Origin of the sequence: Maribacter sp. MAR_2009_72 (assembly GCF_007827235.1) — a bacterium.
GTDB classification, from domain to species: domain Bacteria; phylum Bacteroidota; class Bacteroidia; order Flavobacteriales; family Flavobacteriaceae; genus Maribacter; species Maribacter sedimenticola.
This window is the reverse complement of record NZ_VISB01000001.1, coordinates 1,125,693-1,141,706: the sequence shown is the minus strand read 5'-3', so window position 1 is coordinate 1,141,706 and position 16,014 is coordinate 1,125,693. Positions and strand designations below refer to the sequence as shown.

The 16,014-nt window shown below is 37.8% G+C and carries 9 protein-coding genes; 6 read left to right on the top strand and 3 right to left on the bottom strand.

Annotated elements, in window-relative coordinates; genetic code table 11:
* Positions 1-166 precede the first annotated feature (166 nt).
* The 3 genes from JM81_RS04905 to JM81_RS04895 form a co-directional block, all read right to left on the bottom strand.
* Entirely contained in the window at positions 167-1,000 is an 834-nt protein-coding gene (locus JM81_RS04905; RefSeq protein WP_089259906.1) for an AraC family transcriptional regulator, read from the bottom strand.
* 85 nt (positions 1,001-1,085) lie between these two features.
* Entirely contained in the window at positions 1,086-1,790 is a 705-nt protein-coding gene (locus tag JM81_RS04900) for a LytR/AlgR family response regulator transcription factor (protein ID WP_089259907.1), read from the bottom strand.
* On the bottom strand, positions 1,787-2,872 hold the full coding sequence (locus JM81_RS04895; RefSeq protein WP_144801030.1) for a sensor histidine kinase: 1,086 nt from the start codon (positions 2,870-2,872) through the stop codon (positions 1,787-1,789). Before JM81_RS04895 ends, JM81_RS04900 begins: the two co-directional genes overlap by 4 nt.
* A 218-nt stretch (positions 2,873-3,090) precedes the next feature.
* Here JM81_RS04895 and JM81_RS04890 point away from each other — a divergent pair, with 218 nt between their 5' ends.
* The 6 genes from JM81_RS04890 to JM81_RS04865 all read left to right on the top strand — a co-directional run bounded on the left by JM81_RS04890 (position 3,091) and on the right by JM81_RS04865 (position 16,013).
* Positions 3,091-4,131 (top strand): carbohydrate-binding family 9-like protein, encoded by a 1,041-nt coding sequence (locus JM81_RS04890; protein WP_261374962.1) that lies wholly within the window; start codon positions 3,091-3,093, stop codon positions 4,129-4,131.
* Positions 4,106-5,245: a hypothetical protein gene (locus tag JM81_RS04885; RefSeq protein ID WP_144801028.1), complete on the top strand. Its 1,140-nt coding sequence runs from the start codon at positions 4,106-4,108 to the stop codon at positions 5,243-5,245. The genes JM81_RS04890 and JM81_RS04885 overlap by 26 nt, the downstream gene beginning before the upstream one ends.
* A gap of 16 nt (positions 5,246-5,261) precedes the next feature.
* Entirely contained in the window at positions 5,262-7,613 is a 2,352-nt protein-coding gene (locus JM81_RS04880) for a family 20 glycosylhydrolase (protein WP_261374961.1), read from the top strand.
* A 221-nt stretch (positions 7,614-7,834) separates the two neighbouring features.
* Positions 7,835-10,990 carry a SusC/RagA family TonB-linked outer membrane protein gene (locus JM81_RS04875; protein ID WP_144801026.1) on the top strand — a complete coding sequence of 1,052 codons (3,156 nt, stop codon included), beginning with the start codon at positions 7,835-7,837 and terminating at the stop codon, positions 10,988-10,990.
* An 11-nt stretch (positions 10,991-11,001) separates the two neighbouring features.
* Positions 11,002-12,495 (top strand): SusD/RagB family nutrient-binding outer membrane lipoprotein, encoded by a 1,494-nt coding sequence (locus JM81_RS04870; RefSeq protein ID WP_089259911.1) that lies wholly within the window; start codon positions 11,002-11,004, stop codon positions 12,493-12,495.
* A gap of 206 nt (positions 12,496-12,701) precedes the next feature.
* Positions 12,702-16,013, top strand: a complete 3,312-nt coding sequence (locus JM81_RS04865) for a VCBS repeat-containing protein (protein ID WP_144801024.1) — start codon at positions 12,702-12,704, stop codon at positions 16,011-16,013.
* The last annotated feature ends 1 nt before the right edge of the window (position 16,014 follow it).

Below are 16,014 nucleotides of genomic sequence, written 5' to 3'. Positions count from 1 at the left end.
GATGTTTTTTTCAATGCTTATGGACAAGCTTAAAATTTGAGGCCAAAATAAATGGAATAATAAAAGAATTCAAACTAAATTTTTACCTAAACCAATACAATTTGTGCAAAATTTGAATACCTCCTATACTTTAAGTCAAAATTATATAGAGAAAAGGGTGTAAAGTCTACCGGTATTCAGAAGGCGCACATCCTATATTTTTTTTAAAAATACGGTTGAAATAGGATAGACTGTTAAATCCGGAATTATAGCATGCCATTGAAATGGTATTGGAGGCATTGTTTTCCTTAAGTAATTTACATGCATAATTAATACGCACGCCATTTAAAAAATTCACGAATGTTTTTTGGGTGTTCTGTTTAAAGTAGCGACAAAATGCTGTTTTGTTCATGGCTACCATTTCAGCAATTTCATTTAATTGAATTTCGTTCTTGAAATTCATCATGATATATTCTATAACGGTATTAATACGGTCATCAGCAATATTAATTTGCTCTATCCACTCAATACTTCCTAATTTGGCTAGATTTTCAATTAAGGACAAACGATATAAAATTTTTAAGGTCTGCAATACTTTTTCATCTGAAGAGGTTTCTGCCAATTCATGAAAAAGGTTTTTGAATTTTTGGCTTTCCTTGGTGTTGAATTTTAGACCCCGGTTGCTTAAAAGTAGCAAAGAATTTATGTAATTGAATTCTTCTCCCAACTGTCCCAATTTTTTTAAAAAATCATAATTAAGATGTACCACTATAGAAGAGGATTCACCTTCAAAATTAGGGGCGCTGTCAAACATATGGGGAATGTTGGAGCCTATTAGGAAAATGTTGTTGCTTTCAAAATTTCCAATGAAATCCCCTACATATAAAGTGCCCTTTCCAGAAACTATATATACAAGTTCCAGTTCAGGGTGGTAATGCCATAGTTTTAAAAATTCATCCCCTGTAAATGAAGAAAATAAAACGTTGGACCTTAAATTTTTATGTAGTAGATGTAATTTCAAACAATATGTTTAATGAATTTGGAAATACAGAATTGTTTAAATTAGAACTTTAAATTTCCGATTAAAGATACTGCTAATCCTTAGATTACATAAAAATGGCTTTTTTTACATCTTCAATATAGCTTCTACCTATGGTGTATCTTACCCCTTCAATAGATAAGCTGTTACCTTCAATGAATTCTACTTTATCCAGTGCAACGGTAAACGATCTATGGATTCTTATGAATTTATGCGAAGGCAGCTCGTCTGTAAAACTACTCAAGGTCCTATGGGCAATGAAATTTCCTTTGGTTGTTTTTATCCTTATATAATCTTTTAAGCTCTCTACAATGCTGATGTCGGCAAAGTATATTTTTTGATGCTTTTTCTTGTCTATTTTTATAAAAAGATGGTCTACCTCTTCTTTTTCCGAAACAATTTCCTTGGTACTGGTCTTTAATTCCAGTACCCGATTAACGGCTTTAAGAAATCTTGGAAAAGGTATAGGTTTTACCAAATAATCTATAGCCTCTAGTTCGTAACAATTAAGTGCATATTCCTCATGTGCCGTTGTAATGATTACCATTGGTCTGTTCGTTAGATTTTCCAAAAAATCCAGTCCGTTGAGTATTGGCATATTAATATCCAGAAATAGGATGTCCACCGGATTTTTTTGTACAAAGGAAGATGCCTCTACGGCATTAGTAAAGGTTTTAATGAGCTCAAGCTCTTTGACCTCTTTAATATATTTTTTAATAACATTGACCGCTAATGGTTCATCATCAATAATTACAGCTTTTAAATTCTTCATACGTTCAATTTTAAAAACACTTTAAATATATTATTTGTAGTTGTAATGTTCAGTTCGTATTCATCTGGCCGGTATCCCAGTTCCAACCGTTTTTTAACGTTAGAAAGGCCAATACCGCCTTCTTCTTCGGCCAATCTGTTCATGACCAAGGTTTCGGGTATAGGATTGGCGATTTCAAAATATAGTTTTTTTTCCTTGACGGCAATATTAATATCTATGGTCATAGGTTCAATAGTCTTATTGGCACCATGTTTAAAGCTATTTTCTACAAAAGGGATCAACAACATAGGTGCAATACGCTTATTGTCAAGATTGCCCGTTATGTTCATATTAATGGTCAGGGAGTCATTAAACCTTATTTTTTCCAGATCAAGATAATTCTGTATCAATTCAATTTCACTCTGTAGATCCTGTTTGTTTTTCCTTGCTGCATATAAAAGGTAACGCATTAATTCAGATAGTTTTAAAACCACTTCTGGTGCCCTATTTGATTTTTCCAATGTCAGTGAGTAAATGTTGTTCAAGGTATTGAAGAAGAAATGGGGAGATACCTGTGATCGTAAAAAACTTAGTTCAGATGTTAATTGCCTGGTTTCCAATTCATGAAGCTTTTGGTGTTCCCTTAGCCAATCTATGGTAATTTTTATGGCCGTAACGAACGATACTACATACAGTTCACCGAACATGGTAACAATGGCATAATTAAGGGTAATACTGTTGACTACTTCAGAAGCCTCTGGCATTACATTGGTGTCGATCAAATAGTAGGTTAAATTAAATTTTACGACAAGCATAAGCGCCAATGACCCCAAAATGGCCAGGGTGTATTCCAAATATCGTTTGTTAAAAACGAAAACCGGCATTAGAAAATATACATTAAAGTATGCCAATGCCATGTGTATGGGGAATCCTATTAAATTGGTTTTGATAGAATAAACATAGTCGTTATGTAAGCTTCCCCAACGTAATGTGTTGAACAAAATATAAATAGACCAGAAGATGATATGGTATTTGTAATGAATTTTATAACTCTCGGAGCCTTTACTTTCTATAATGTCATTTATTTTCTTCTTTGCGGCCATTAATTTACGCTATTCAAATACTGTATTCGACTTTCTAAACCCGTTGTTGGTCTAAATTTTATGCGATAATAACAAATGGTTTCCAATATTTGAGAGTACCGCTGTTAATTTTTATTGGACGTTACCAAAATTTGCCGTCTTCCGGACGTCATAATCTGATTTCTGAAAATTGATATGAAAGCGGTTCTAGCTTTAAACAGACCAACTAACTAATCTTAATGCCAAAAACACCAAACCTGTTCATTACCATGGTAACATGCATCCTTTTTGCATGTACGGGAACTGCCCAACAAGTACCCAAGACTTACGTAGCCGTTAAGGCTAAGGGGCAACTGACCATTGACGGACTTGCTAATGAAGTCGCATGGAAAAATGCAAAATGGACCTCGGATTTTATAGATATAGAAGGAACCCTAACGCCAAAATACAGAACACGGGTAAAGATGGTATGGGACGATACCTATTTGCATTTTTATGCGGAAATGGAAGAACCCCATATCTGGGGAACGTTAAAACAGCGCGATACGGTTATTTTCTACAATAACGATTTTGAGATATTTATAGATCCAGATGGGGATACCCATAATTATATGGAATTTGAAATTAATGTTTTAAATACTATTTGGGATCTGTACCTCACCAAACCATACCGAAACCAGGGTAATGTATTGAATCACTGGAATATGGAGGGTGTAAAATCTGCTGTGCATATTAATGGCACCTTAAACAATTCAAAAGATCGTGATAAAGGATGGGCCGTTGAGATATCCATACCATGGAATGTATTGGGAGAGGCCAGTAAAGGTACGGTACCACCTAAGAACCAGTTTTGGAGAATAAATTTTTCTAGGGTCAATTGGCAGTTTGATCTGGAGAACGATCGTTATGGCAGGAAGAAAAAAGAAAACGGTAAATATGAACCGGAATACAACTGGGTATGGAGCCCTCAAGAAGTCATAAATATGCATGAGCCGGAACGATGGGGCTATGTATACTTTGCGGAACAAAATTTACAACAGGATAAGGTGGTCATTCCAGATGATGACTATATAAAGTGGTATATGTATGAAATATATCGCAAAATGATACAGGAAAATGAAATGGAAAATTTTACTTATCCGCCCAAGGAGATAAAGGGCAAATCTATTGTAGTAAAAATTAAAAAGGAATTAAAGGGTTATGTGGTTTATACCAAGAGTCCTTTTAGTGGTAAACAATTAATCATAGATACAGATGGGAAATTTATTGAGCAGAGGTAATGTGGGCATGATCATGTCCTGTATTCTTTTAAGTGTTTTTATGGTCTCATGCAATGGTGGGCATAAGGAAGAAAAGGAAACGGCACTATTGGAGAAAGAGGAGTCCGGCCCATTTAAATTTTGGACTTGGATAACCGCAGACGCGTCCCGTACAGATGATTCCTATGTAGAAGAGTTTGCCAAATACGCGGATAATGGCATAGATGCCGTATTGATAAATACCTACACTGATCCTGAACTTTTGGCGAGATTGACACCGTTGGCTTTAGGTATGGGGTTAGAAGTGCATGCATGGATGTTTACCATGAATAGACCAGGAGATAAAATTGCGGAACAACACCCAGAGTGGTATGCAGTAAGTAGGGATGGGAAATCATGTTATGATGAACCGCCTTATGTAGGATATTATAAGTGGCTTTGTCCTACCAGAAAGGAATCTAAAGAGCACATTTTAAGCTTGGTAGAAGGATTGTCTAAGGTCGATGGTGTGGCCAGTGTACATTTGGATTATATACGTTATTCGGATATTTTCTTGCCAATAGGTCTATTACCAAAATATAACTTACAGCAAGAGGTAGAGCTACCTACCTATGATTTTTGTTATTGTGAGGTTTGTACGTCAACCTTTGAAAAAATGCACCATAAGAACCCTAACGATTTTGATAATCCTGCCATTGATATGGAATGGAAAAATTTTAGGTTGAACAGGGTAAAGGCAGTGGTGGATGCCTCTTATGAAATTGCACATAAAAATGGTAAAAAATTAACTGCAGCCGTATTTCCGTATCCGGAAATGGCAGACCATATGGTACGCCAACGTTGGGATAAATGGAATATTGACGCCGTCTTGCCTATGATATACAATCAATTTTATAATGAAGAAATAGATTGGATAGGTTATGCAACAGGGCAAGGGGTGACTGATCTTGAGAAGCGTAATGTGGAATTACATACAGGTATTTATGTACCGGATATGCAACCGGAAGAATTGTTGAGTGCCATGAAATATGCACAAAAGAACGGGGCCAAGGGCGTATCCTTCTTTGATGGTCCGGCAATTACCGAAGCGCAATGGAAGATGATAAAGGATTTTAAGGAATCAAAAGCTAAGTAATACAATACATAACGGCATGAATGGTATTACAAATCAAGGTATTGTGGGAATGAAACAAATACGGCAGTTAATTATTATGGGTTTGGCGTTGGTGCTCACATCGTGTTATGACCCAGCTGAAAGTCCTGCCAATAATATTTCGGCCATTATTCCACAGCCCAACCAAATGAAAAAGGACAAAGGGTACTTTACTTTTGATAAAAGTACCGTATTGGTTGTTGAAAATGATGCATATGTAGAACCAACGTTGATCTTGTCCCAAAGGTTGAAGAGTACCGCAGGTTTTGATATGGCCATAGTATCTAGCCCTCCCACGGCCAATTATGTACAAATTATGGTAGATACCAGTCTTGCTGCCGAGGCATATAAACTATCCATCAATGAAGGGTATATACAGTTGAAGGCATCAACCAAAAATGGCTTGGTGTATGGTATACAATCCTTGCGTTTGCTTTTGCCCAAGGAAATGGAAAGCAAACAAATACAATCTCACGTAAATTGGTCGGTTCCGGTCATGGAAATTGAGGATAGTCCCAGATATGATTACAGGGGGGTAATGTTAGATGTTTCAAGACATTTTTTTGATATCGCATATATTAAAAAAACCTTGGACCTTATGTCCCTCCTAAAATTAAATACGTTTCATTGGCATTTGGTAGATGATCAAGGTTGGCGCATAGAGATTAAAAAATATCCAAAACTTACTGAGATTGGCGGCTTTAGGGTAGATCAGGAAGATAAACACTGGAATTCAAGAAAAGTTACCCAAGCAGGTGAAGCAGCTGGTTATGGTGGATTTTATACTCAAGCACAAATTAAGGAAGTTGTTGATTATGCGGATAAATTGGGAATAACCGTAGTACCTGAAATTGAAATGCCTGCACATGTAATGAGTGCAATTGCCGCTTATCCTGAGTTGAGCTGTTTTGAAAAGCCTATTGGTGTACCTTCCGGTGGAGTATGGCCAATAACTGAAATTTATTGCGCTGGCAAGGAGCAAACATTTGTATTCTTGGAAGATGTAATAGATGAGGTGGCGGACTTGTTTCCAGGAACATATATCCATATTGGGGGAGATGAAGCCACCAAGACCAATTGGGCAGTTTGTCCCCACTGCAAAAAAAGAATGCAAGAAGAAAAGTTGGCGTCCGTAGAAGAATTGCAGAGTTACTTTATCCGTAGAATGGAAAAGTATATTAATGCTAAAGGCAAGGAGATAATTGGATGGGATGAAATTTTGGAAGGCGGTTTGGCACCAGGCGCTGCAGTAATGAGCTGGCGTGGAACACAAGGAGGTATGGAGGCATCAGAACAAGGGCATAAGGTCATAATGACGCCTGGCGAGTTCTGTTATTTTGACCAATACCAAGGACCACAGAATACGGAGCCCATTGCCATTGGCGGTTATCTGCCGCTTAAGAAAGTGTATGGTTTTGACCCTGTAATTCCAACAATGACCAAGGAACAGGAATCTTTTGTAATGGGGGGACAGGCAAATCTATGGTCAGAATATATACCTACGGAAGAACATTCTGAATATATGCTTTTTCCTAGGTTGCTCGCCTTATCGGAAACCCTATGGAGTACCAAGGAACAACGTAATTGGAGCAATTTTTCCGAACGATTAAAAGTAATCAACGAAAGGTTGGAGTTCATGGGTATCAATGTTTCCAAAAGTGCGTATGCCATTAGGGATAGTGCAACAGTGGACATTGGTACAAAATCAATATTGGTTAAACTACATAATGAATTTGATGATGCCGATATACGTTATTCATTTGCCCATGATGCGGATAATTTCATACCCTATACCGCTCCCGTTACTATTGATTCATCGGTAACGATTACTGCAAAAGCTTATGAGGACGGTAAGGCTATGTCTCCATTATTTACACAGCAATATGATTTTCATAAAGGTGTGGGTGCAAAGGTTACATATCATACCTTATATAATAGTAGTTATGCAGGTGAGGGAGAATCTACATTGGTCAATGTGTTGCGGGGCAGTAAAAATTTTCACGACGGACAATGGCAGGCTTGGCTGAACACGGATGTGGAACTGACCATAGATCTGTTGGATCAGAAAGACATTTCTGAAATCGTATTGGGTTTTCTACAAAACCAAGGTCCGGATATTTTCTATCCCACGGCAATTTCCATTTCCCTTTCCAAGGACAATATTGAATTTCAAGAAGTGGATATCATGGAAATTCCGTTTAAAAGTGCCAATACGGATGAAATACAGGACGTTAAGATTTCTTTTGGCCGGACCAAGGCCAGGTATATAAAAATTCTTGCGGTCAATGGTCCCTATCCTGGAAATGACGGGGGTTCATGGTTATTCATGGATGAAATTAAAATCAATTAACATATAAGCCAAGTTGCACAACCAGAATGGAAGGAGGTGAGGAAAATCTGAATTGATCTGAAAATCAGTAGGGTTCAGAAATGAAAAAAAATGGTATTGCAAATATTGTACAAGTGATGGCGAATATCCTTCATTTGAAAGGTTTCTATAGACTATATATTTGGTATTAAGAAAACCTTAAGATAACATTAAACTAAGTAACTAATTAAAACAATTCGATAATGATTCAAAAATTCAACTATGTATTGCTGTTTGTGGCTATGCTGTCCTTTCAAGGAGCATTTTCACAAGCGGTTTCAGGTACAATAACAGACCAGTCGGGTTCTCCTCTCCCTGGTGTGAACGTTGTAGAAAAGGGTACCAGTAATGGTACATCTGCAGATTTTGATGGTAACTATACCATCAATGTTACCGATGGTGCTACCTTGGTATTTAGCTCTATTGGCTATACCAAAAAAGAAATTGCGGTATCTGGCCAAACAGTTATTAACGTAACCTTGGAAGAGGATGCGGAACAGTTGGGCGAGGTGATCGTTACTGCATTGGGTATTAAAAAGGAGGAAAAGGCCTTAGGGTACTCCCTTACACAAGTAGACGGTGGTGAGCTTTCCGGTGTAAAGACAGTAAGTGCCATTAATTCCTTGCAAGGTAAGGTAGCTGGTGTTAATATTACCGGATCCGCAACGGGAGCTTCTGGTACCAGTAACGTGGTTATTCGTGGTGCTTCTTCTGCAAGTGGTACCAACCAGCCTTTATATGTTGTAGATGGTATTCCTATCAACAACCAGAATTTAGGATCTGCTAGCCGTTGGGGCGGGGCGGATTTTGGTGATGGTATTTCCAGTATCAACCCAGATGACATTGCCAGTATGAGTGTACTTAAAGGTGGTGCGGCCGCGGCATTGTACGGATCTAGGGCAGCAAATGGTGTTATTATCATCAACACCAAATCAGGAAAACAACAAAATGGTTTTGGTGTTGAATATTCAAGTTCATTGTTGATGGAATCTGCTATGACAGATTTGTACGATTTCCAAAAAGAATATGGTCAAGGAACCAATGGCGTTGCCCCATCTGATAGATTAGAGGCATTGGATGCCGGTATCAACTCTTGGGGAGCAAAACTTGATGGTTCAAGCGTTGCTCAGTTTGACGGTGTTAGTAGACCATATAGTAATGCTGGAGATAATGTAAAAAACTTCTTCAACACTGCTACTACCTTTACCAATACGGTTGCGGTAAGCAAATCTGGTGATGGGTATAACTTTAGGTTTTCAGGTACGGATCTAACTAACTCTGATATTACGCCAAATGCAGGTTTGAACAGAAAGTCGTTCTCTATAAACGCAGGTGTGGTAATGAACGAAAAATTAACCTTGGACGTTAACGGTAAGTATGTAATAGAGAACGTTAAGAACAGACCAAGACTTTCAGATTCTCCAGGTAACTCTAACTTTACGGTTGCCTTATCACCGGCCAACGTAAATGTGGCCGACTATCAACCAGGATTCTTTCAGGAAGGAACAACGGTTGCTGGTTTGGATTCAAGACCAGGTTACAATGAAGTTGGTTCAGAATACTTAATTTCTACGGCAAGTACCTATCACCAAAATCCATATTGGGTAACCGAAAGATTTAACAATGAGAGTGATAAAAACAGGTTCATTGGTTCCGGTACTTTAAGATATGAATTGACAGATTGGTTATATGCAATGGGTAGGGCAGGTATTGATCAATATACTGCAAGTATTACCAATGTAGAACCTTACGGTACGGCTTACAAGAATTTGGGAGGAATGACCGAAACTACATACAATGTATCTACGGTAGATGCGGACGTAATTTTAGGTATAGAAAAAGATATTACGGAAAAGTTTGCTACCAACATTGTTTTAGGGGCCAACAGTAATACGTTCACCAATGAAAGAACAGAGTTAAATGGTCAGGATTTTGTAATTCCTGATTTAGTGACCATTGGTAACGTTGCTAGAAAAAACTACGGGTATTCTTTTTCTAAGAATAAAAGATCAGGCGTTTATTTTTCAACGGAACTTTCTTATGACAGCTATTTATATCTTACCGTTACCGGTAGAAATGACTGGTTCTCTACATTATCGTTGGCAGGGAAAACATCTCCAAACTCATACTTCTATCCATCGGTCAGTTCAAGTTTCATTTTTTCCGATGCCTTTCAAATGCCTAGCTGGATTACCTTTGGTAAAATTCGTGCAGGATATTCTGATATAGGTGGTGGAGCTAACGACCCTTATCAATTGTCATTGGTATATGGTATCAATGATACATATACTGCTACGGGAAGTCCTGTTTCCATTGGTGGTGTAGGTGGTGCGGATTCCAATAAATTACCGAACATCAACCTTACGCCATTCTCCAAGTCAGAATATGAAATAGGTTTTGATCTTAAGATGTTCAATAATAGATTTGGTATCGATTTTGCTTATTACAACAATAAGACTACAGATGATATTGTACCTATAGATATTTCAAGAACTACAGGATATACAAAAGCGGTCATCAACATTGGTGAGGTAACCAACCAAGGTGTGGAACTTCTATTGACCGGTGCTCCTGTAAGAACGGAAAACTTTAATTGGGACATTACCTATAACTTAGGATATAACGAAAATATGGTGGTCAAGACAGATGCTGATGACAATCCTATATTTGCAGGTGACCAAGCAACTGGTGTCAATGTTCAGTCTGGTGCAATAGTTGGTAAACCAATTGGTGCACTTTACGGTACATCTTTCGTAAGAAATGATGCAGGTGAAATTCAATATGACAGTAACGGTACTCCATCCATAGGTGAGAATAAATTTTTGGGCAACGGTGTAGCACCTTATTCAATGGGTCTTACCAATAACTTCCGTTACAAGGACTTTAACCTTAACTTCTTGATCGATGCTAAATTTGGAGCAGAGATTGCCTCTGGTACCAGTGCTTATGCTACCTACTACGGTGCAAGTAAAAACACATTAGAAGGAAGGGAAAACGGATTGTCAGTTAGTGGTGTAGATGCTGCAGGAGCGCCTTTCTCTACTACTATAGCCCCAGAAAATGTAAGTTCTTACTATCAGAGAATATACTCTATAGCAGAAGCGCATATTCAAGATGCCGACTTTATTAAACTTAGACAACTTAGTTTAGGCTATAATCTGCCATCTAGTGTAATATCTAAAACGTTCTTAAAGAGTGCCAACATTTCCTTGATAGCCAGAAACTTGTTCTACATCATGAGAAATACACAGGATATTGATCCAGAATCTTCATTCAACGCTAGTTTTGGTGCAGGTTTAGAGCGTTTTGGTCTTCCTTCAACTAGAAGTTACGGATTAAGTTTAAATGTTAAATTTTAAAAAGGAAAACTATGAAAAATATATTTTATTTAGCGGTATTTTCAATGCTCTTCTTCACATCGTGTGATAAAGGTTTTGAGGATATCAATGTAGACCCTACATATGCTCCAACATTAGATGTAAAATACAAATTTCCACAAGCGGTATTGTATACTGCGGGGCAACGTTATGAGTCTTGGAGAGGTAATTTTATTTACTGTTCCGTAATGATGCAACACCTAGCAAGCACGCAAGGATATTGGAATGGAGATAAGTATACGTTAAGTACAGGTTATGCCGGTGCTTTATGGGAAGCGGAATATCCACAGGCAATTAAGACATTGGAAGATATGAAAGCTCAATTAGAGGCCGATGAATTGACCGCGTCTCCAGAGTATGCTATGGTTAGGATACTACGTGTATTCTCTTTTCACAGATTAACGGATATCTATGGTGATATTCCTTACAGTGAAGCTGGTAAAGGATTTATTGATGGGGTATTGAGACCGGTTTATGATGACCAAGAGTTCATTTACAAAGACATGTTGAACGAACTTAAGGAAGCATCGGATGCTTTGAGCGGTGGTACAAGTGCCTTGGGTACTTCAGATATCATATTCAATGGTGATTTGACCAAATGGAAGAAATGGGCCAACTCCATGATGTTACGTTTAGGATTAAGATTGGTAAAGAGAGATCCTGCCTTGGCGCAACAATGGGCACAAACCGCTATAGAGGGTGGTGTAATGACCTCAAATGAGGATATAGCTTATGTAATTCACCAATCTGGTAACGGAATTTTACAAAACGGAAATAGTGAGGTATTCCTTGCCGACCGTTCTTCAAGAATCAGTAAAACTTTCATGGATTTCTTGCAAGGTGATCCAAGAATGCCGGTTTTGGTAGCATTGCCAGATGGTAATAATGATGTTGCTGTTCAGAAAGGATTGCCAAATGGGTATGATGGTACAACCATTGCAAATGCACCGGGTGGTGATGATATGTCTACTTATTCTGAAGTAAATTCCAACACGTTGCAGGGATTGGATGCACCAATGTTCTTCCAAACATATGCAGAAGTTGAATTTATGTTGGCAGAATCTGCCGTAAGATGGGGTCTTGCTGGTGGTGCTGCCGCTGCAGAAGATCACTATAATGCTGGTGTAACCGCTGCCATGAAGTTTTTAGAACTGTATTCTGAGGATGCAGCCATTGATGATGCGGATATTGCAACTTACTTGGCAGATAACCCATATGACCCGGCAAATGCATTGGAGCAAATCAATACCCAATACTGGGCTGCTACGTTCTTGAACGAATATGAGGCATTTGCAAACTGGAGAAGAACAGGGTTTCCTGTATTGACTCCAGTAAACTATCCTGGTAATGTTACCAATGGTACCATTCCTAGAAGGTTGACTTATTTTACGGGTGAGGCCGTAACGAACAAAGAAAATTATGATGCGGCCGTTGCAAGTCAAGGTCCGGATTTGCTTACCACTAGAGTATGGTGGGATGCCGAATAATTTTTAAAATATGAAATCTGTTTTATTAGTTCATCTTTTAGTACAGATACAATTGTTGAGTTAGTGTAAAGGAAAGAGGAGATTTGTATAAATCTCCTTTTTTCATTTTAAGTTCATATTACAAACAGCTTTCAAGATTATATCTTTGGAAATTGTTACTTTTCTCCAATCAATAATTATTTAATAACCCTATTCAATCTAGGTTCATGAAGAAAATCATTCTTTTAATGTTCTTTATTTCAATGTATGTCAAAGGCCAACAATCTAGGTTGTTTGACTATGTTCCGGCTAGGCAGAGCAACGTTGATTTCAATAATAAATTAAAACCAACGGACGATGAGAATTTTTTCATTTACGATAATTTTTATCAAGGGGCCGGGGTTGGCTTAGGAGATGTAAACAATGATGGATTATTGGATATTTATTTCTGTGGAAATCAGGAAAAAGATAGGTTATATTTAAATAAGGGCAATTTTATATTTGAGGACATTACCAAAAAAAGTGGCATTCTAGCGGTGGATAAAGGTTGGTCCTCATCTGTATCCATGATTGATATCAATAATGATGGACTCTTGGACATTTATGTGACCAAAGAATTGTATGATGATCGTCCAGACTGGAGGCGTAATAAATTATACATCAATAAGGGAAACAGCACATTTGTGGAAGTAGCGCAAAAAGTTGGTTTGGGAGATACTACTAGAACCCGGGGTGCCGCATTTTTGGATTATGATCTAGATGGTGACCTAGATGCATTCTTGTTGAGGCAGCCACCTAATCCCGGTTTATATTCCAAATATAAGGTCATGTCAGATAATGGGGAGCTAACAGATGAACAATATGCTCCACAGCTCTATGAGAACAGGAACGGTATATTTTATAATGTATCCAAAGAAGCCAAGGTCTTGAGTCCCTCTTATGCCAATGCGGTAACCGTAGGGGATATCAATAAAGATGGTTATCCGGATATTGTGGTTGCCAATGATTTTGATGCACCGGATGCACTTTATATCAATCAGGGAGATAAAACGTTTAAAAATGTGTCCAATACGGCATTTAAACATACTTCATATTATGCAATGGGGGTAGATATTGCCGATATCAATAATGATATGTTGTTGGATATTTTTACGGTAGATATGGCGGCCAATGATAATTTCAGGCTAAAATCCAATATGAGCGGTATGAATCCGGATCAGTTTTGGAAAATTGTGGATAAGGGCTGGAACTATCAATATATGTACAATGCCCTACAATTAAACAATGGAAACGGTACATTTAGTGAGATCGGGCAGCTATCTGGTGTATCCAGTACAGATTGGAGCTGGTCCCCATTAATCGCTGATTTTGATAATGATGGGTACAAGGATATTTTTGTTTCAAACGGTATTGTTCGGGATATCAGAAACACAGATGCAGATGTAAAGATAAAACTGTATATCAATAAAAAATTACAGGAATATGTAGGCAAACATGGCAATGCCGACTATAATTCCCTTTGGGATGTGGTAGACCATAATGAAATGGTGGCCCTATTTCCTTCAACTAAAATGCAAAACAAGTCCTTCAAGAACGTAGATGGGTATCAATTTCAGGATGTATCCGAAAATTGGGGGATCGATAAAAAAACATTTTCAAGTGGTGCTGCCTATGGTGATTTGGATAATGATGGTGATTTGGATATGGTATTGAACAATGTTAATGAAATAGCACATATTTTAAGGAACAATACAAATAACAATTTTTTAAGGATACAATTGTCAGACCCCAAAAATGAAGTCGTATTGGGGGCAAATGTGCAAATTTATTATGGTGACGGTAAACAGCAATATGCAGAGACTACTAGCGCACGTGGCATGTTTTCGGTAAGTGAACCCATTATTCATTTTGGTTTGGGAAACCACGCCCGTGTTGATAGTTTGTTCGTTAACTGGCCTACTGGATTGCGTACCGAAATCTATGATCCGGTGATAAACCAACAGATAGACCTGAGCATTACTTCCGGAAAGGAAAAAATGATATCGACCTCTTTTGAAGTGCCGAAAATGTTTTCGGAACATACGGAGGGTTCATTAAAATTTAAACATAAGGAAAACAGATTCAATGACTATGCACATCAAGTTCTATTGCCCCATACCATGTCAGAATTTGGCCCTGCATTGGCCGTTGCCGACATTAATAATGACGGATTGGATGACGTGTTCATTGGTGGTGCATTTGGGGAGAAGGCTATGCTGTATATACAAGATGAAACGGGGAGTTATAAAAGTATTGCTGAACGTTTATGGGAAGGGGAAAAAAATTATGAGGACGTAGATGCCGTATTTGTGGACATTAACGGCGATGGATTTAAAGACCTCTTTGTAGTTAGTGGTGGCAATGCCTACGTAAAAAATGATATCCATTATATGGATCGCCTTTACCTCAACGATGGTAAGGGAAATTTTAACAAAGGAGCCTTGCTGAACGGTAAACCAATAAGTAGTTCCGTAGTAAAGGTTATGGATTACGATAAAGATGGGGATATGGATGTTTTTGTAGGAGGTAGACATATACCTCACCAGTACCCCTTACCAAGTTCAAGTATGTTGTTTGTTAATGAGAAAGGGCAATTGATTAATAAAACGGATGAATTGGCGCCGGAATTCAATGAGGTTGGTATGGTTACCGATGCTATTTGGGCCGATTATGATGCAGATGGTGATGCAGATTTGTTTTTGGTAGGGGAATGGATGCCAATTACATTGTTCTCAAATACCGATGGAACACTTTCTAAAACCATGGTCAATGATTTTGAAACTACTGCTGGTTGGTGGTATAGTGTACAACAAGGAGATTTTGATAATGACGGGGATATAGATTTGATAGCGGGAAACTTAGGTCTAAATAATAAATACAAAACCACCAATGAAACCCCGTTTGATGTGTATTATGATGATTTTGATGGTAATGGTAGTAGTGATATTGTTTTGGGATACTATAACAATGACAAACATTTTCCATTAAGGGGTTTTTCCTGTTCGTCCCAGCAAATTCCAAGCCTAAAGGAAGAATTTAAAAAATATGATCTATTTGCCTCATTAGAAATTGATCAGGTTTATGGCAAGGACAATTTAGAAGAAGCCCTGCATTATATAACCGATACCTTTGCATCTATCTATATTGAAAATTTAGGCAATGGTAGATTTCAACATACTCCTTTACCTGTACAGGCCCAATTCTCTAATATTGAGGATATGGTAGTGCATGATTTTAACAATGACGGTAATTTAGATGTGCTGGTCGTTGGTAATTGTTACGGATTTGAAGTTGAAACTCCTAGAAACGATGCTGGCACTGGCTTATTGATGCTGGGAAATGGTAATGGTTCTTTTGCCGCAAAAACAATTAATGAAACAGGATTGTTCATCAACAAGGACGCTAAAAGGATAAGACAATTAAAGGGCAAGGACTCTGACTATCTTATCATTGCCAATAATAATGATGAAATTCAGCTCATAAAGATCAATACGGATTAAA